This is a genomic window from Vibrio splendidus (genome assembly GCF_024347615.1).
GTDB lineage: Bacteria > Pseudomonadota > Gammaproteobacteria > Enterobacterales > Vibrionaceae > Vibrio > Vibrio splendidus.
The window spans coordinates 3,150,100-3,169,184 of the sequence record NZ_AP025508.1 but is presented as its reverse complement, the minus strand read 5'-3'; the positions used below and the strand labels follow the sequence as shown (position 1 = coordinate 3,169,184).

Below are 19,085 nucleotides of genomic sequence, written 5' to 3'. Positions count from 1 at the left end.
CAGATATCGGTATACCTCGTGTATACCGATAAACAGAGTTCTGGTGCAAAGAGCAATAAGTTGGTGAAGAAAATGAAAAGAGCATTTATTTTAGTTTTAGATTCATTCGGTATCGGTGAAACAGCGGATGCTGACACATTCGGCGATGTAGGTTCGGATACAATGGGTCACATTGCTGACCATTGTGATCAAGGCCTTGCAGACAACGCGGATCGTAAAGGTCCACTAACGCTGCCAAACCTGTCTAAGCTAGGTTTAGCGATGGCTCACAAAGAGTCGACAGGTCGTTTTGCTCCTGGTATGGACGTAGACGCTGAGATCATTGGCGCTTACGGTCATGCTGCTGAGCTGTCTTCTGGTAAAGACACGCCATCAGGTCACTGGGAAATCGCAGGTGTGCCGGTATTGTTTGACTGGGGCTACTTCACTGACAAAGAGAACAGCTTTCCAAAAGAACTGACTGACCGCATCCTTGAGCGTGCTGGTCTGTCTGACTTCTTAGGTAACTGCCACTCATCGGGTACAGAAATCCTAGATAACCTAGGTGAAGAACACATGAAGACTGGCCTGCCAATCTTCTACACTTCTGCAGACTCTGTTTTCCAGATCGCATGTCATGAAGAGACATTCGGCCTACAAAACCTATTAGATCTTTGTCAGATTGCTCGTGAAGAGCTAGCTGACTACAACATTGGTCGTGTTATCGCTCGTCCGTTTATTGGCGCAGGTAAAGGTCAATTCGAACGTACTGGTAACCGTCGTGACCTTTCTGTTGAGCCACCAGCGGCGACGGTGCTTCAGAAACTGGTTGATGAGAAGGGCGGCAACGTTCACTCAATCGGTAAGATCTCTGATATCTACGCAGGTTGTGGTATCACTCAGAAAACCAAAGCAACAGGTATTCCAGCGCTATTTGAAGCAACCAAAGAAGCGATCACTGAAGCTGGCGACAACACCATCGTGTTCACTAACTTCGTTGATTTCGACTCAGCATACGGCCACCGTCGTGATGTTGCAGGTTACGCAGCTGCGCTTGAGTACTTTGATGGCCGCATCCATGAAATCATCGATATGATGAAAGAAGATGACGTGCTTATCCTAACTGCAGACCACGGTTGTGATCCAACATGGCCGGGTTCAGACCATACTCGTGAACATATCCCTGTGATTGTTTACGGTAACAAGGTTCCAGCAGGCTCTCTAGGCCGTCGTGATACCTTCGCTGATATCGGTCAAAGCTTAGCGTCATACTTTGGCACATCGCCAATGGGATACGGTACAAGCTTTCTATAATGGTTAACTAAGAGAGAGGGAAACCTCTCTCTTCTTTTTTGTTTTGAGATTAAGGATATTTTCAATGGCTACTCCACATATTAATGCTGAAATGGGTGATTTCGCTGACGTAGTTCTAATGCCAGGCGATCCGCTACGTGCTAAATACATCGCTGAAACCTTCTTAGAAGAAGTGGTTCAGGTGTGTGATGTTCGTAATATGTTTGGTTACACGGGTACTTACAAAGGTCGTAAGGTTTCGGTTATGGGGCACGGTATGGGCATTCCATCTTGTTCTATTTACGCGACTGAGCTGATCAAAGACTTTGGTGTAAAAAAGATCATTCGTGTCGGCAGTTGTGGTGCAGTGAGTGAAGATATCAAAGTGCGTGATGTGGTGATTGGCATGGGCGCGTGTACTGACTCAAAAGTGAACCGTATTCGCTTTAAAGGTCATGACTTCGCGGCTATTGCGGATTACAAAATGGTGCGTGCGGCAGAAGATGCAGCAAAAGCGCGTGGTGTAGACGTAAAAGTGGGCAACCTGTTCTCAGCGGAGTTGTTCTACACGCCAGATCCAGAGATGTTTGAGGTGATGGATAAGTACGGCATTGTTGGCGTCGAGATGGAAGCTGCAGGTATCTATGGTGTGTGTGCTGAATACGGCGCAAAAGCTCTGACTATTTGTACTGTTTCTGATCACATCAAAACTGGTGAGCAAACCACATCAGATGAGCGTCAAACGACCTTCAACGACATGATGGTTATCGCACTAGACTCTGTGCTTCTTGGTGATCAAGAATAAGAGTTACTTTGTGGTTTAAGTCGTTTCTAGCTCTCGAATAAATATAGCTAGCCAAATTAACAGATAACAAAAAGCCCCGTTGCTGCCTGAGCGTCGGGGCTTTTTATTGGTAATGATGTATTACTGAGTGCTATTTCTTGGATTCTGAAGGCTATGTGATTTCAATCGAAATAATTCATCTTGCCTAATCCGAGGTTTTTATTTCGTGATTCCAAGGTCCAAGACCCTATGACAAAGCTTATGAGTTTGCATTCTTAAGCAGCAAGTTCTCACCAGACTTGGTTTTTCTTCTACGAATGAGCATGACAAACAGCACGCCACTGACAAACCCCATCAACACCATGCCGATCATGTAGCGATCACTTTTACGATAATGGTGATCAGAAATCGCCGTCATCTTACCCGTTTCAAAGGTCACACGAATGAATCCAATGATCGCTTTCTCTGGAGAGTAGATAGGTTCAACTAATTGCTGTCTGCCGATACTTGCTGTTGAAAGTGGCGTATCTAATCCTAGAACTTCGCGTACTGAGAGTGCTTTTTCACTCGAAGCCAGTCGAATCCCCTCTGCATCGTATATCGTGGTATCGAATACCAAGCGATCCTGAGACAGCTGATTGGTGAGATCAAGCAGTCGCTCTTGGTCTTGTTGTGTGATCGCTTTACTGGCAGAAAGTGATGCCTGAGAGATAAGCAACTTAGTCAGCGTTTCTAGCTGCTTTGCTTGGATCTTCTCGTTACCTTTACTGATCACGACTGTATTTTTAATCGTTACAACGAACATAGTAGCCAGCAAAATGAGGGCTAGCATTCGTAAAGCGTTACGTATTGAGAACAATGATTCATTCATGTTTCACGAAGCCTGAAATAAACAAATGTTATGATTAAGACATATTGAGACTTGCGTTTTCAAATTGCAATAGGTTAACGTTTAGCATAGTTAATTAGGAATCATACACATGGACGCTCAGAAATATCTGCCGATAAAAAGGCATACAACATTATTAACTCGACTCCCCGAGACTCGTTTCGCTTCTCAACTCGCTAAAGCCAAAGCCAACTGGATTGTATTCGGTGAGTATCTATCACCACAATCATTCGATGACATCGATTTTTTCACAGGCACTTACAACACCATTCTTGATACGTGGAAGGTAGGGCATTATGAAGTGGCTTTGATGTCAGGCAACCTAACACCAGCACACGAAGAAATCCTACAGGCCTTAAAGCTTGATTATGCTTGCCTTAGCGAGGTCCCAGACCTATCTAAGCCAGGTTTGATTGTAATGGATATGGATTCCACAGCGATTCAAATTGAATGTATCGATGAGATTGCAAAGCTAGCTGGAGTAGGGGAGTTAGTCTCTGAAATCACAGAGCGAGCAATGCAAGGTGAGCTCGACTTTGAACAGAGCCTACGTCAACGAGTAGGCGCACTGAAAGGTGCGGATGAATCTATTTTGGAGCAAGTGCGTCAATCATTGCCATTCATGCCAGACTTGGTTGAGCTAGTGAATACTCTGAATAAGCTTGGTTGGAAGACGGCAATTGCTTCAGGTGGCTTTACTTACTTCTCAGACTATCTGAAAGATACGCTTGATCTTGACCACGCTCAGTCAAACACGCTTGAAATCATTAATGGTAAATTGACGGGTGAAGTCTTAGGCGATGTTGTTTCGGCGCAGACTAAAGCGGATATCTTGGTAGAGTTGGCTGAAGAGTACGAATTGGAACTGCATAACACTGTTGCCGTTGGTGATGGTGCTAATGACTTGGTTATGATGGGTTCTGCAGGTTTAGGCATCGCCTTCCATGCGAAACCAAAAGTAGAGCAACAAGCTCAAACCGCTGTACGTTATGCCGGTTTAGGCGGGGTACTTTGCATCTTGTCGGGTGTGTTAGCTAAGCAGCAAAAAATCAGCTGGCAAGCGAAGCCTTAGTCATATTTAGGGCGGTATAACGGATACAAAAAAAGCAGGCTATCAGCCTGCTTTTTCTATTTCATGTTCAAGTTAAAACGCCGCTGTAGGCTAGCGTGTCAGCTCCAATCGAATCAACACTTCATCGGTAATATCTTCTATCTCACCATAACCAATAAAAGCAGTGACCTCATTCTCTAGCTTCTTAGCTTGGTGCATGCTGATGCGTGAGAGCTCTTCTAAATCAGACTGGAATAAACTCGTTAGCGGATTAAAAATAGGTGCAGTAGTGACTCGTAGTACATACACGTCACCTAAATGTTGAGCTTTCTTGATGAATAAGATGCGTTCCTTTGCCGAGGCGAAGTCTTTGACCAACTTCGTATGTACGGATTGGATCTTGTCGCCAAACTTAACCGCAGCAATATAGACATCATGGTGTTTAGGTTCAGCACCTTCAATTCTTTTCAGTGGTTCAGCCAACAGCGAGTTAGAGTGCCCTTTGAAAATTGGTTCGAGAGAGAACTTTTGGTTGTGGCCAAGTTTAGCGAGCAGTGCTAAGTGTTTATTCAGCGGGAAGTTTACGCCAATGATCTTACAACGCAGTGTTGAGCCCGGTTTATCAATGAATATTGGGTTGCTGACCATCTTGCTCAGCAAAATGTTGTGTAGAGACTCGAGCAGAGAGTGTGTTGGAAGTATCTCTTTCTTCTTAATCAACTTGCTTTGGTTTTGATCGATAAGCCCATTGAGAAAGGCGATAGTACGCATTGTCTTCGTGTTCTCGGCGATAACCAACTGCACGTTGCGACCATTCGGGCTGACTCGAATTACATGGTAAGGCACGGTGCTTAATGGCAGGTTTTTGTCGTAGAGCTGCAGTTCATTGAAGTTTACTAATACCGGGTCATTAATCTTGAGTACCATCGGATGCTCAAGAGCAATGCTGAGTCCACGTTTTGAGATATCTAAGGTATGTCCGTTAGCCGCGGCGCCATCTTGTGAGGTGAGCTGTAACGGTGACTTAAATTGATACCTCGGTTCTTTGCGACGAGTTTGAGAGTCGAAGTAGATACTTTGAATATTCCCCACTACAGATCGCGGATGACGGAAGCGGTTCAGTTCACTGCTTGGAATGCGTGGTTTTTCACTCAATAGATAGTCAGCCGCACTTTCGTGATCGCCAATCTCTTGCAAGATTCCACAATGCGTCAGTTGTGCTGAGCTTTGAGCTAACGTATCCGAGTGCTTGGCTAAGGCTTGTCGCTCGGTGTCTGAAAGTTCGAACACCGAGAACTTGAACGCCTTCCAGCTTTTACGTTTACCACCGATGTGCCAGAACAACTGTCTTTGCTCACGAGAGGCTTCAGGAAGCATCATTGAGTAGAACAAGGTCTTGTCTTGATGCTCATGAGTAAACGAGTAAATAACGTTACTGGTTCCCTTTACGCCAGGTTTAGCCAGCAAGTTCATTCGTTGTTCGTTGAACAGGGTACCCAGTGCTTGTTGGTTTCGCTCATCGTGCCAGTATTGCCACAGCGGATGGTTATTATCCGTTAGTAGAGCAAGCTTTAGTTCACTGCCGCTAAAGAAAAGAGGAAGATTACAGGTGTGCTTAAGATAGGTGTGTTCGATACCTCTAGTACGAGTTCGAATGATTCTATCTTGATTCTCATGGCTGGTTTTCTTGCTTGAGCTATTCAAAGACTCATCAAGCAAGCGGGCTACAATATTGTTATTGCTTACCTTGATGGTTCTTAAAAATTTGACGGCGTTATTCTCGTAAGACTCATCAATGCCCAGAACGCGGAATTCGACCGCTTGGTAAACATCGTTTTCTTGCGACTTTTCGATAAGCTCTGTGAACTTAACGCTGATGATCTCACCGAGGTTGTACTTAAAGGCGCTCGGTACCTTGAATTTTGCACCTGACGGGGAAATATCAACCGTCACACCATGTAGGCTTTGGCCTTTAGATGTGGTGATCTCAACCTGTGAGCTAATCTTGAGTCTGTTTTCTTGACGCTTTAAGTCGTAACCGAGGTTAATGGCTTCCGCTTCATACGGGCTATTAGCGTTAGTGAGATCTTGATTATGTTGAGACGAGGTTTTAACGATATTACGAAGTGGCTGAGTTCGCGGAGTCATCACTAACTCCCACGCGCCCTCTGTATAGCCTTTAAACTTTTTAGTACCACGTTGATACGCGTTCAAAGCAATATCATCAAGCCAGTGTTTACGACCATCTAACGTAAATTGACGACATTCAGTGTCAATACGTCCGCGTAAATCAATGCTCTTTGTGCACGGAGCCATGATACGATTCAGTTCCATTTTAACGAGCAATTTCAGAGACGGGGATTCACCTTCTGTCATTTGAGAAAGAAGGAAGTCGAAATCCTCAGCGTGGTAGGCTGGGATGAGTCGCTCTGCTACAGATAGAATTTCAGATTGCTGCATACTTTTCTTGTTAGAATGGACGGTACGTTTATGTTATCGACTAGTTTAAATCGATCTTTAAGTATAAGTGGTATGACTGCAACTTTTATTTTCACCCGTACGGTCAAACAAGTCACAAATTGACAACATCATTGTGTAACTGAGTAAATTATTGAGGTTTTATGGCAAAGGCAAAACGAGCTTATGTGTGTAATGACTGTGGTGCTGACTTTCCACGTTGGCAAGGGCAGTGCAATGCATGTGGTGCTTGGAACACGATTACCGAAGTTAGGTTAGCTGCTTCACCTCAAGTTGCGCGTAATGAACGACTCAGTGGTGGTTACGCAGGTGGGCCAACAGAATCGAGCGTTCAGACATTATCGGAAATTAACCTGCAAGAAGTCCCTCGCTTTAGCAGTGGTTTCAAAGAACTCGACCGCGTGCTCGGTGGTGGTGTCGTACCTGGCGCTGCAATTCTGATTGGTGGTAACCCAGGTGCCGGTAAATCAACGCTGTTATTGCAGACCATGTGTCAGCTCTCTTCTCAGTTGCCAACACTTTATGTCACTGGTGAAGAATCACTGCAACAAGTCGCGATGCGTGCCTCTCGACTCGGTTTACCGAAAGAACATCTCAAAATGCTCTCTGAAACCAATGTTGATAAGATCTGTCAGGTTGCCGAAAAAGAGCAACCTAAGATCATGGTTATCGACTCAATCCAAGTTATGCATGTCGCTGATGTTCAATCGTCTCCGGGCAGTGTGGCGCAGGTGCGCGAATCGGCAACAGCATTAACGCGCTATGCGAAACAGAACAACGTTGCGGTGTTCTTGGTGGGACACGTAACTAAAGACGGCACATTAGCGGGGCCAAAAGTACTGGAACACATTATTGACTGTTCCGTGCTGTTAGATGGCGGAACCGATAGCCGCTTTAGAACGCTGCGCAGTCACAAGAACCGTTTTGGTGCGGTCAATGAGTTGGGTGTGTTTGCAATGACAGGCCAAGGTCTTAAAGAAGTCAGCAACCCATCGGCTATTTTCTTGTCTCGCGGTGAAGAAGAAACCTCGGGCAGTTCGGTCATGGTTGTGTGGGAAGGGACACGTCCACTTCTTGTTGAAATCCAAGCGCTGGTGGACTATTCCCAGCTCGCTAATCCACGTCGTGTTGCTGTTGGTCTAGAGCAAAACAGGCTTTCACTGTTATTAGCCGTGCTGCATAAACATGGCGGCTTACAAATGGCTGACCAAGATGTGTTTGTGAATGTCGTCGGTGGTGTTAAAGTAACCGAAACCAGTGCCGATCTTGCATTAGTGATCGCTTTACTTTCGAGTTTCAGAGACCGTGCATTGCCAAAAGATGTGGTGGTATTTGGGGAAGTAGGCCTCGCGGGTGAGATTCGACCTGTACCGAGCGGGCAAGAGCGCTTAAATGAGGCATTTAAACATGGCTTTAAGAGAGCGATTGTTCCGGCGGCCAACATGCCAAAAGGGGGCATTCCAGGAATGCAGATCCACGGTGTGAAAAAATTATCAGAAGCAATTAATGCTTTTGATGAGTTGTAATTGAGCTCACTTCAGCTACTCTATACAGCAGAAATTCAGTCTAACTTAAACGCTATTTTCGCTTTAAGTTAGCACTAAACTTAACAATCATTTAGATTGTTTCTACAGATTGCCTTTTTCTATATGTTAGAAAAAGGCAAAGTTTTTTAGTCCCAAATGCATGCAAAGCTATCAGTCTTCACAGATTGTGATATACTCTGCGCGCATTTTATATCCTATTAACAGAGTAAGACAATGGCAGATTTATCGAAATACAGAAACATTGGTATTTTCGCGCACGTTGATGCGGGTAAAACAACTACCACTGAGCGTATCCTTAAGCTAACTGGTCAGATCCACAAGACTGGTGAAGTACATGATGGCGAATCAACTACTGACTTCATGGAACAGGAAGCTGAGCGCGGAATTACTATCCAATCAGCAGCTGTAAGCTGTTTCTGGAATGGTCACCGTCTAAACGTTATCGATACTCCTGGACACGTTGACTTCACAGTTGAAGTATACCGTTCTCTTAAAGTACTTGATGGCGGTATCGGTGTATTCTGTGGTTCTGGTGGTGTTGAACCACAATCAGAAACTAACTGGCGCTACGCTAACGAATCAGAAGTATCTCGTCTGATCTTCGTTAACAAACTAGACCGTATGGGTGCAGATTTCTACAACGTTGTTGACCAAGTTAAAAACGTTCTAGGCGCAACTCCTCTAGTTATGGTTCTACCAATCGGCCGCGAAGATGAATTCGTGGGTGTTGTAGACCTTCTAAGCCGTAAAGCATACGTTTGGGATGACACTGGTCTTCCTGAAAACTACGAAATTCTAGATGTTCCTGCGGACATGGTTGATGACGTAGAGCAATACCGTGAAGAGCTAATCGAAACTGCTGTAGAGCAAGACGATGACCTAATGGAAGCTTACATGGAAGGTGAAGAGCCTTCTATCGAAGACATCAAGCGTTGTATCCGTAAAGGTACTCGTGACCTAGCGTTCTTCCCAACTTACTGTGGTTCTGCATTCAAGAACAAGGGTGTTCAAATCATTCTTGACGCTGTTGTAGATTACCTACCTTCTCCAACTGAAGTTGATCCTCAACCTCTAATGGACGAGAACGGCGAAGAAACTGGTAACCACGCTATCGTTTCTACTGAAGAAACGTTTAAAGCGCTTGCATTCAAAATCATGGATGACCGTTTCGGTGCTCTAACTTTCGTTCGTATTTACTCTGGTAAATTGAACAAAGGCGACACGATTCTTAACTCATTCACAGGTAAAACTGAGCGTGTTGGCCGTATGGTTGAGATGCAAGCTGATGACCGTAACGAACTAACTAGCGCACAAGCTGGTGACATCATTGCGATCGTTGGTATGAAGAACGTGCAAACAGGTCACACTCTATGTGATCCTAAAGATCAAGTAACGCTTGAGCCAATGGTATTCCCAACTCCAGTAATCTCTATCGCTGTATCTCCAAAAGATAAAGGCGGTTCTGAGAAAATGGGTATCGCTATCGGTAAAATGGTTGCAGAAGATCCATCTTTCCAAGTTGAAACTGACGAAGAAACTGGCGAAACTATCCTGAAAGGTATGGGTGAGCTTCACCTAGACATCAAGGTAGATATCCTTAAGCGTACTTACGGCGTTGACCTAACAGTTGGTGCTCCTCAAGTTGCTTACCGTGAAACTATCACTCAAGCAATTGAAGATAGCTACACGCATAAGAAACAGTCTGGTGGTTCTGGTCAATTCGGTAAGATCGATTACCGTATCAAGCCTGGCGAACCTGGTTCTGGCTTTACGTTCTCTTCAAAAGTTGTTGGCGGTAACGTACCTAAAGAATTCTGGCCTGCTGTTGAGAAAGGCTTTGGTGGCATGATGGAAAACGGCGTACTAGCTGGCTTCCCTACGCTAGACGTTGAAGTTGAACTTTACGATGGTGGTTTCCACGCAGTCGATTCATCTGCAATCGCATTTGAAATCGCAGCGAAAGGTGCATTCCGTCAATCTATGCCTAAAGCTGGCGCGCAACTTCTTGAGCCAATCATGAACGTTGACGTATTTACTCCAGAAGATCACGTTGGTGATGTTATCGGTGACCTTAACCGTCGTCGTGGCATGATCAAAGATCAACAAGCTGGCGTAACTGGCGTTCGTATTAAAGCTGACGTACCACTTTCAGAAATGTTTGGTTACATCGGTCACCTACGTACAATTACTTCAGGCCGTGGCCAATTCTCTATGGAATTCGCACAGTACTCTCCATGTCCAATGAACGTGGCAGAAGAAGTAATCGCTAAAGTTAAAGCAGAAAAAGAAGCTGGTAAGTAATTAGCTCTTTTCTAAATTAACTAAAAAAGCCCCGCAAGTGAAAGCTTGCGGGGCTTTTTGTTATCTTACTCTTGGAAGACTAAGACTAAGACTAAGACTAAGACTAAGACTAAGACTAAGACTAAGACTTAAGAGTTCTGTTTTAGCTCAATGTAAATCGACTCAACCTTCACTCGAGCCCAGTCTGTTTTACGCAAAAACTTTAAGCTAGATTTAATGCTTGGGTCTTTTTTAAAGCAGTTGATGTTTACCATGTAACTCAACTCTTCCCAACCGTAATGTTCAACCAATTCAGTCAGTAGCTTCTGTAGAGTGATACCGTGAAGTGGATTATTGTCTTGTGTCATGAGATGTTCTCGCCATTTATTTGAGCTCAGTATATCAGTTTCGCTTTATGAATTATCCGACCATTTAAGTTGGTAATCTGTATCGATAATAGTTAACTCTTCTCGACCTCTATTCCCAAACAGCCGAACCTGATTTTGCATCCAAGCCTCAAAACGCTTTATCTTTTCTCGATGAAAGTAGCCAGCGGGGGCGCATAAGAAGTAATTGTACTTAGGCTTAAGTGCGATGTTACCGATTCGAACGAGTTTCTTTTCCTGCAAATACCGATACACCAAACTGTGCTTAACCAGTGCTACACCTTGAACGGATAACGCGCCTTCTAAAACAAAATGCGAGCCATCAAATTGCAGTGATGAGCGGCCTGCCTTCGCTCCAACAATGTCTAGCCATAGATTCCAATCCATATCTGGCCATCGATCTTCAATCAATTCAGCTTTATGCAGATCGTCAATGTCATGGATCCCATGCTTCTCTTGATAAATCGGGTGACAAACTGGGTAAACCACCTCGTCCATTAACCAACGAGACTCGATATTTGGGTAGTTACCGTGACCATACCGAACGCAGACATCGACATTAGAATCTTCAAACGTCACTAGCTTGTTAGTCGGTTCAATCAGCATGGATAGGTCAGGGTGGCGATCGCGAAAGTCGCCAATTCTAGGTACCAACCAGTGTTGGGCAAATGATGGCACGGTTGAAATAGACAGTTGAGTAGGGTTTGGGTCTTGGTTAATTCGCCTCACACCATCTTGAATGTGGGCAAAGCCTTTCTTCGCTTGCAGGTAAAGCACTTCACCTTCGTGAGTGAGTACTATTTTTCGGTGCTGGCGAATAAACAAGTCTGCGCCTAGCCATTCTTCAAGTTGGCGAATTTGTTGGCTTACTGCTGCTGCCGTGACAAACAGTTTTTCTGCCGCAAGTTTAAAACTGCCAGTTTCAGCTGCAGTGTAAAAGTAATAGATCCCTTGAAATGGTGGAGTTCGTTCTCTCACATTAGTTTTCCTTAACTGAATGTCAGTATCTATCGTTTGTCGATGTTGCTCTGTTGGTCGATTATTGACCATAACAAAGCGAAAGATCAACAGGAGAAAGGCTATGAACACGATAACAGCGACATCAAGGACTAACCAATCATTCTTACCATCGTTATCAGTTAAGAAATTCTATTCTAAATTTAGACTGTATCTTCAGAACCGTAGAACGAGAAAGCACCTAGCTGAACTGTCAGATCATTTACTTGAAGATGTTGGGATTACGCAGAATCAAGTCGATAAAGAACTGAAGAAATCGTTTTGGGAGTGAGTCAGGGCAACGTAGCTTTTACTCGACGTTGCTTTAACTCAACATAGTTTGTCGGTGTCGGGAGGTTTACGTTGCCGCTCTATGTTGAGTTATGCTCATTGCTTATTTAAGCCTATTCCTTGTTTAAGAAATTAGTAGGTGAGATCTAATTATCCAATAGCTCGTTTACTTCTTCGTGCAACCAATTGGTGAACGCGGTAATACGCTCTTCTCTCGGGGAGTTAGGGTCAAAGCATAGGTTGACCTGAACCCCAGGTGTCATGCCTATATCAAAGGGCTTCACTAGCAAGCCGCGTTCGATGAAGTCACCAGCTAAGCTGTCTGTTGCCAAGCAAACCCCATGTCCCGCCATGACAGTCGTTAACCCCATATCAAAGGTACCGACTTCCATCCACTGAATGGTGCTGCTTTGAGTCGATATGTTTGCTTGCCTAAACCATTCCTCCCACGGGAAACAACCGCTATCAAACTGAATCAGCCAACATTTGAGGAGTTGTTCAGGTGATGTGAAGTTCAAAGAGTTTGAGAGTTCAGGGGAACAAAAAGGGTAAACCGGTTCGTTGATTAGCATCTCAAGAGTCAAGCCTTCTTCAACGCATAGATCTTCGCCTTGTCGAATAGCCACATCAATCTCGCCATGTTTTAAATTTGGGGTATCACACCCTGTTAGTATCTTAATTGGGATCTCTGGGTGCTTTACCGAGAACTTCCACAGCCTAGGTAGTAACCAACGAGAAGCAAAAGAAGGGGGACTTCTAACAACAAGCAGCCCTTGAATAGGTTCTGATTGGATCTTGTTTAACCCCAGCAGAACCTCTTGAAATCCATCAGAGACATGTCTAAAAAGTGTGTGCCCTTCATGCGTCAAAGTCATTGCACGCCCCTTACGAATAAAGAGCTTACATCCAACCTGTTCTTCTAACTGTCGAATCTTCTGGCTGACGGCTGCTTGAGTGACGAACAGCTCTTCAGCCGCTTTGCTGTAATTGCTCAAGCGAGCCGCAACTTCAAAGTAACGGAGACCTGAAAGGTGACGCAGTCTATTGTCCATAATCTCAGCTTATAGTCCTTGTTAACAATGGTTGTTCGCTTATCGAACAGGTTATTTCCATAATAGCGACAAATAAACAAGGAATACAAGAGAGAGAAAATGAAAACAATAACCTGTTGGGTCGGCAGATTTGTTAATCAGATGCTTAAAGTTAATGATAAAACCAAGATGAGTAAGACGGCTAAATCGAGACAAGTTATTAGTTCGGAATCGCTGAGCAGTCGAATGAGGGAGGACATCGGTCTGGACAATGGGAGCAATGATGCGGCTGATTACACTAAATATCTATAAGTTGAGCTTACAAAAAAGGAGCCGTACTGGCTCCTTCTCGATGTTGATTACTCTTCCCAAACTACCAATTTATCTTTGGGCCAGTTATGACCGACTTCATGGTATTTCTGCTCAAGGATATGTCGCTTTATCTTGAGAGTTGGAGTAAGAACACCATTATCAATGCTCCATGGTTCCTTAATCATCAGTACGCCTTTGATCTTCTCATGCGAAGCTAACTGTTCGTTCATTTTTTCAATGACGCGTTTGCTTGTTCTTTCGTAACGAGCCCGATCAAAATTAGGGAAGTCATGCGGTACTACCAGCAGGATAGGGCCAGGTAAGCCTAAGCCTATCAAACACATCATTTCTACACGACTGTACTCAAAGAGTTTATTTTCGATTGGTACAGGAGCGACAAACTTGCCTTTCGCGGTTTTAAAGGTATCTTTCTTACGTCCACGAATCGTTAAATAGCCCTCGCTGTCGATATCACCAATATCGCCCGTATGAAGCCAACCTTCTGAGTTAAAAGATTCTTGAGTTGCAATGTCATTTTTGTAATAACCAGAGAACATGCCCTTGCTTCGAACTAAAATCTCTTCGTCTTCTGCAATTTTGAGTTCAATGCCCGGACCTGCATTACCTACAGTGCCAATTTTGTCTGCTCTAAACGGGTGGTTAATCGTGCTGTAGGCGAAAGACTCAGTCATTCCCCAAGCTTCGGTAATGTGTAGGCCAACACTCTCATACCATGCAAGTAGAGCTGGTGATACTGGAGCTGAGCCACAGCCAAGAACGCGAGCTTGGTCTAACCCCAGACCATCAGCCAGTTTCTTCTTAATTAGGTTATTCACGAACGGAATTTTAAGTAAGAAGTTCAGTTTTTTCTGTGGAAGTTTATCTTGGATTCGTTGTTGGAATAGAGTCCATAAACGAGGAACTGAAATAAACAAAGTTGGACGATGCATTTTTACATCATCAATAAATGTGTCTAAAGATTCAGGGAAAGCAGTAACCACCCCACCCATCACTGAAGAACCAAATATGTACACTCGTTCGGTTATATGGGCAAGCGGCAGATAAGAAAACAGGCGATCGCCAGGTTGGATACCAATGTGATCGATTAATCTCTGAACTGACCATGTAAAGGCACCATACGTGAGCATTGCGCCTTTCGGTAACCCAGACGTACCCGAAGTATAAACAAGCGACATCAGCTTATCATCGTGATGCTGAGGTCTTTTGGTTGATGGTTCATGTGTCTCGATAAGTTGCTCAAAAGTGTGCTGGCACTTAGCGGCAGTATCGTAGGGTAACGAGATACTAATTAGACTCGGATTATCATCGAGTACTTTTTGAGTGGCTTTAGGATCATCAAGCTTACCGGCAATTACAATCTTACTTTCACTGTGTTCAATACAGTATTGAATCGTGTCTGCCCCCGCTGTTGGAAATATTGGGACGCTGACAAAATCTCCTAACATCATAGCAAGGTCACAGATAAACCACTCTGCACAGTTTTTTGAAACGAGCGCGACTCGATCGCCGGGTTGAGCTCCGAGTCCTTCTAATGCTGACGCCAGTTTTAGTGCTTTGTTGGCCACTTCTTTATAAGTAAATTCAACAAATTGGCGGTTGATGATTTGTTTTAAATAGACTTCATCTGGGCGTTCTTCTGCCCATTTTAAAATCATGTCATTGGGTGTAGGGAGAGCTGTTGCTTTTTCTTGGCTAAACTCGTTAGGCTGAATCATTGTCTAACTCCATGTTTTTCGCTAAGTTATTTTTGTTAAAATCATGTTAAATGTACCATGATTTTTTCTTTTAGGGAGTAAAATTAGCGTTTTCTGTTATCCGTGCAGGCACGTCTGTAACTTGCGGGTGTTACTCCGGTCCTTTTCTTAAAGATTCTTGAAAAATACGACACATCCTTGTATCCACATTGGTAAGAAATAACAGCTATTTTTGATTCGGTATCGGCTTCGATTAACTTTTTGGCTAACAGGATTCGTTTATCGCACACAAAGTCTCTAAAGCTTACCCCAAAGTGTAGATGAAACTTCTTAGAAAAGTAGGTTGTTGAACAATGACACTTTTCTGCGATTTCTGTTTCTCTGATTTCTTTGTTGATGTTGTCCACAACAAAGTTAACGACTTCAGAGGTAAACAGCTTTGCAGGTAATTGATTGTTGTTGTTTGTATCTCGGTCGAGATCAAAGTGAGGCTCGAAGATATGTTGCGTTTTACGTTGTAGTTCTTCGAACTTACTGGTCAGATGTTTACTGTTTGTTTCGATAATAAAAAATATATTCTTATGATTTCGAACGATATTAGGTAACGGGTCTGAGCAAATAATGACTATTCTTTTATTTAGGTTCTCGCAAATAGATAAAGCCATTGTAAGTAGTTGAAGTTTATCTGTCTTATTCAATATAAAAAACACCAGTCTGACATCTAAGTTACTGATTATAGATATATCTTGTCCAAAGTTTTCAATAGGAAAGTAGTGGCTTATTTTATTGATAATAACAGCGTTAAAGTCACTATCCTTATCTGATAATAAAGGTGTTACTACTTTCATATAAATACCAACTCTATTTCATATTTAAATGTGGGTTTAAAATTAGCTAAATTACTATACGTAACAATTAGATTAGAAGTACCACAAAAAAGTGCAAGTGAATGGCAAAAAAATCCTAACCGAATATATCTCTCACCTCTAGATTTAGTTTACAGGTAAACAAAGCCTGATACGTAAATCAAGGAGAGGTTCTCATGGATAAGTTTTTGAATAATTGTAAAGAATTCATGAAAGATGAAGAAGGGTTGACTGTTATCGAGTACGTAATCGGCGCAGCTCTATTAGTATTAGGTTTGACAACCGTATTTTCTGGTTTAGGAAGTACACTGTCAACGAAACTGAATACTATAGTTGCTAACGTTGGTACCACAAGTAGTTAGTTATGACTAATAAGATCATGAGACAGCAAAAGGGACTTACTACGGTCGAGTATGTGATCGGCGCAGCCTCACTTGTAATTTTTGTTACGTTAGTTTTCTTTGGGATGTCATCAGCTTTATTAAGCAAATTTCAAAGTATTATATCGAGTGTATAAGTAGACCATATGATTAGTGAGCCTTCAGTTTTCTGGGCGTTGTTAATTGCAGTTTCGGTATACGATGTTGAGAAGCATCGTATACCAAACAAAATATTGATACTGTTTTTGTTTGTATACTTTTTATCAATGTTTAACCGCAGTTACACCTTTGATGTTTTTTTAATGTCCTTCGTTGGATTCGTGGTGTTTTTTTGTTTTGGATTACTCTTATATTTTTTAAGAGCTATGTCTGCAGGAGATGTGAAATTATTAGGTATTGTGGGGATGTATCTCGGGTGGGGACAATTACTTGATGCGTCGTACTTTATCATACTCTCTTCTGGAGTTATCGGGACTTTCTACCTGCTATATAACTTTGCCAACTCGAACAATCTTAGTATCAAAGGCTATTTTGAAAATAAGCTAATTGTGCTTGGTGGAGTAGCACCTGTATTAGATGAAAGTGCGAGTTTGCACGCTAGGTATTCAAATAAGGTGACGATGCCTTTTGCACCCTCTGTTGTCATGGGATTGGCGATGTATAGCTACTTTACTTGAACCTGTTGTTGGTTAGCTTTGTGGAGAGGAATAATATATGGATATTATAGGGCGTACTGCTCCAACAACTTTGAAGCCTCAAATTTCAGCCCCAGCCGTTCCTACATCTATTGATATGTTGGGTGTTCCTGAAGTTGTTATAGAAAACCTTGTGTTGAAACACCTATCAGCCTATCCCAAGTCGGATGTTTTAGAGCTTTCTAACTATTTGTGTGTTGTGACACATATTGTTGAAAGTGCGTTGGCGGTGTTAAGAACAAAGTCATTGATTGAAGTTTTTCAACCAACCTCTAACCTTTCTCTCTCATCTGCATCTCATAGTCACGTTCGCTATTCCCTTTCTGAGAAAGGACTTGAAGAAGCTGATCTTGCCTTTAAACGTGATGCTTATTTAGGTCCTGCCCCCGTTTCACTTACCCAATATCGTGATGTGGTAAAGCAGCAAGATCTGAGGGCAGAGTTAGTGACTCGGCCACATGTCGAAGCAGCACTGAACGATGTATATGGTGTCGACAAAATGATTTCGGTATTGGGGCCAGCAATCAATTCTGGGCGTGCCTTGTTGCTGTATGGGCATGCGGGGACGGGTAAAACATTTGTAGCTTCACGTATTGTCAATGCGCTGCATACGTCTGTTTTCATTCCTTATGCCGTTTATGCATTAGGCAACATCATTAAAGTGTTTTCTGCACAACATCATAAACCATTGGATAACAACGGCAGCGATAAACGTATTTCCCTCAAAGATCAATACGACAAGCGTTGGCTTAATTGTGAAAGGCCAAATATCCAAGTTGGGGGAGAACTGACTATGGATATGCTTGAAGTCAATCATTCAGAGAATAGTCGAGTCTGGTTAGCACCAGTTCAAATGATGGCAAACAATGGGATTTTTATCATTGATGACCTTGGTCGTCAGCCAATGCCTGTCGATGCGCTTCTTAACCGTTGGATTGTACCGATGGAATATTCCTTCGATTATTTATCGCTACCTAACGGCCAGCAAATCACGATGCCGTTTGTTCTAACGCTTGCCTTTTCTACCAATCTAAATCCCAAGAAAATAAGCGACCCTGCATTTTTACGTCGTTTAGGTTACAAAATTGAATTCAAGCCGCTGAATCAGCGAGATTATGAAGCTTTATGGATGAGCGTCGTCGCTGAAAAAGAGATGGAACTTCAAGATGGTTTCTTTGAGCGTTTGTCTCAAATGCACACGCTTCTTAAGGTGCCACTTTTCCCTTGTTTGCCGAAAGATCTCGTTGGTATAAGCAAAGACATTCTTTCGTTTGAGCAACTCCCACCTGTTATCACATTCGATATTCTTTCCATGGCATGGGAAGTCTATTTTACCTCTGATGGACACGAGGAAGAGAATAATGAATAAGAGTCAAGTTTTCCTACTGTTTTTACTGTCCGTAGTATTCGGCTTAGCGGCTGTATTTTTTGCTAAGCAGTGGATGGATGATCAAGTTCAACCAACCGTTGAAGTTGAAACGGTCGAGCGTCACCCCGTTGTTGTCGCATCACAAGAAATTGAAGCCGGAACCATTATCGAGGATCAGTTTTTAACCACCAGGTTGATGGAAGTTGATTGGATTAATGAAAATAACTATTCGGATAAAACGGAGCTGATTGGCAAGGTTGTTGCGAATACTATCTATGCCGGAGAGGTGCTTCACAAGTTACGATTTACTGTACCAGGAGAAGGGTCAACACTTGCCGCTCTTATCCCTGAAAATAAACGTGCGGTAACGATACGTGTTGATGATGTTATTGGTGTGGCCGGTTTCTTATTACCTGGGAATAAGGTTGATATTCTCAATACCGTTTCTTACGGAAAAAATTCTGCAGCGACTCAAACCGTTCTTAAAGATATTAAGGTTTTGGCTGTAGACCAAACGGCTAAAACGAAAGAAAACAGTCCGATTATTGTACGAGCGGTAACTCTTGAGATGACGCCGAAAGAGGCCGAGAAACTTCTCACGGCTAAAAGCAAAGGCAGCATTCAGCTGACTTTGAGAAACCCGCATGAAGTTGAGAAAAAAGTGGTTCGTCGATATGTGCCTAGACCAAGTGTCACCATTATCAAAGGTACAGAAACATCTAATGTGCGCGTCAAGGATTGAG

At 43.1% G+C, this 19,085-nt stretch carries 17 protein-coding genes; 10 read left to right on the top strand and 7 right to left on the bottom strand.

Annotated elements, in window-relative coordinates; translation table 11 throughout:
- Positions 1-72 precede the first annotated feature (72 nt).
- Complete coding sequence (locus tag OCU90_RS14030) at positions 73-1,293, top strand: phosphopentomutase (RefSeq protein WP_061022459.1); 1,221 nt, start codon at positions 73-75, stop codon at positions 1,291-1,293.
- A 64-nt stretch (positions 1,294-1,357) separates the two neighbouring features.
- A complete protein-coding gene (gene deoD, locus OCU90_RS14025; RefSeq protein ID WP_004734474.1) occupies positions 1,358-2,077 on the top strand; it encodes a purine-nucleoside phosphorylase in 720 nt (239 codons plus the stop codon).
- 238 nt (positions 2,078-2,315) lie between these two features.
- Here deoD and OCU90_RS14020 read toward each other — a convergent pair whose 3' ends face one another.
- Positions 2,316-2,927 (bottom strand): YtjB family periplasmic protein, encoded by a 612-nt coding sequence (locus tag OCU90_RS14020; protein WP_017080011.1) that lies wholly within the window; start codon positions 2,925-2,927, stop codon positions 2,316-2,318.
- A 109-nt stretch (positions 2,928-3,036) separates the two neighbouring features.
- On the opposite strand from OCU90_RS14020, the gene serB reads away from it, so the two are divergent.
- Positions 3,037-4,017, top strand: a complete 981-nt coding sequence (gene serB, locus OCU90_RS14015; protein WP_061022456.1) for a phosphoserine phosphatase — start codon at positions 3,037-3,039, stop codon at positions 4,015-4,017.
- 90 nt (positions 4,018-4,107) lie between these two features.
- Here serB and OCU90_RS14010 read toward each other — a convergent pair whose 3' ends face one another.
- Positions 4,108-6,456, bottom strand: coding sequence for a PilZ domain-containing protein (locus OCU90_RS14010; RefSeq protein ID WP_004734471.1), 2,349 nt, complete (start codon positions 6,454-6,456; stop codon positions 4,108-4,110).
- Positions 6,457-6,617: 161 nt separating this feature from the next.
- Here OCU90_RS14010 and radA point away from each other — a divergent pair, with 161 nt between their 5' ends.
- Together radA and fusA are read left to right on the top strand one after the other, a co-directional pair.
- Positions 6,618-8,000 carry a DNA repair protein RadA gene (gene radA, locus OCU90_RS14005; RefSeq protein WP_061022454.1) on the top strand — a complete coding sequence of 461 codons (1,383 nt, stop codon included), beginning with the start codon at positions 6,618-6,620 and terminating at the stop codon, positions 7,998-8,000.
- A gap of 234 nt (positions 8,001-8,234) precedes the next feature.
- Positions 8,235-10,322: an elongation factor G gene (gene fusA / locus OCU90_RS14000; protein ID WP_004734469.1), complete on the top strand. Its 2,088-nt coding sequence runs from the start codon at positions 8,235-8,237 to the stop codon at positions 10,320-10,322.
- A 128-nt stretch (positions 10,323-10,450) separates the two neighbouring features.
- Here the strand turns inward: fusA and OCU90_RS13995 are convergent, their stop codons facing one another.
- Positions 10,451-10,669, bottom strand: coding sequence for a VF530 family protein (locus tag OCU90_RS13995; protein WP_004734468.1), 219 nt, complete (start codon positions 10,667-10,669; stop codon positions 10,451-10,453).
- Positions 10,670-10,714: 45 nt separating this feature from the next.
- On the bottom strand, positions 10,715-11,665 hold the full coding sequence (locus OCU90_RS13990) for a LysR substrate-binding domain-containing protein (protein ID WP_017092477.1): 951 nt from the start codon (positions 11,663-11,665) through the stop codon (positions 10,715-10,717).
- A gap of 103 nt (positions 11,666-11,768) precedes the next feature.
- On the opposite strand from OCU90_RS13990, the gene OCU90_RS13985 reads away from it, so the two are divergent.
- Complete coding sequence (locus OCU90_RS13985; RefSeq protein ID WP_061022452.1) at positions 11,769-11,975, top strand: DUF1127 domain-containing protein; 207 nt, start codon at positions 11,769-11,771, stop codon at positions 11,973-11,975.
- A gap of 145 nt (positions 11,976-12,120) precedes the next feature.
- Here OCU90_RS13985 and OCU90_RS13980 read toward each other — a convergent pair whose 3' ends face one another.
- The 3 genes from OCU90_RS13980 to OCU90_RS13970 form a co-directional block, all read right to left on the bottom strand.
- The gene (locus tag OCU90_RS13980) at positions 12,121-13,026 is read right to left on the bottom strand and encodes a LysR substrate-binding domain-containing protein (RefSeq protein WP_054541843.1); all 906 of its coding nucleotides are present in this window, start codon (positions 13,024-13,026) and stop codon (positions 12,121-12,123) included.
- A 338-nt stretch (positions 13,027-13,364) separates the two neighbouring features.
- Positions 13,365-15,053, bottom strand: coding sequence for an AMP-binding protein (locus tag OCU90_RS13975; RefSeq protein ID WP_061022451.1), 1,689 nt, complete (start codon positions 15,051-15,053; stop codon positions 13,365-13,367).
- Between the two features lie 83 nt (positions 15,054-15,136).
- Positions 15,137-15,880, bottom strand: a complete 744-nt coding sequence (locus tag OCU90_RS13970) for a helix-turn-helix domain-containing protein (RefSeq protein WP_061022450.1) — start codon at positions 15,878-15,880, stop codon at positions 15,137-15,139.
- Positions 15,881-16,074: 194 nt separating this feature from the next.
- Here OCU90_RS13970 and OCU90_RS13965 point away from each other — a divergent pair, with 194 nt between their 5' ends.
- From OCU90_RS13965 to cpaB, 4 genes are all read left to right on the top strand, one after another.
- On the top strand, positions 16,075-16,260 hold the full coding sequence (locus OCU90_RS13965; protein ID WP_061022448.1) for a Flp family type IVb pilin: 186 nt from the start codon (positions 16,075-16,077) through the stop codon (positions 16,258-16,260).
- A 164-nt stretch (positions 16,261-16,424) separates the two neighbouring features.
- Positions 16,425-16,955 (top strand): prepilin peptidase, encoded by a 531-nt coding sequence (locus tag OCU90_RS13960; RefSeq protein WP_061022446.1) that lies wholly within the window; start codon positions 16,425-16,427, stop codon positions 16,953-16,955.
- A gap of 37 nt (positions 16,956-16,992) precedes the next feature.
- Complete coding sequence (locus OCU90_RS13955) at positions 16,993-18,342, top strand: P-loop NTPase family protein (RefSeq protein WP_061022444.1); 1,350 nt, start codon at positions 16,993-16,995, stop codon at positions 18,340-18,342.
- Entirely contained in the window at positions 18,335-19,084 is a 750-nt protein-coding gene (gene cpaB / locus OCU90_RS13950) for a Flp pilus assembly protein CpaB (protein ID WP_061022442.1), read from the top strand. Before OCU90_RS13955 ends, cpaB begins: the two co-directional genes overlap by 8 nt.
- Position 19,085 lies beyond the last annotated feature (1 nt).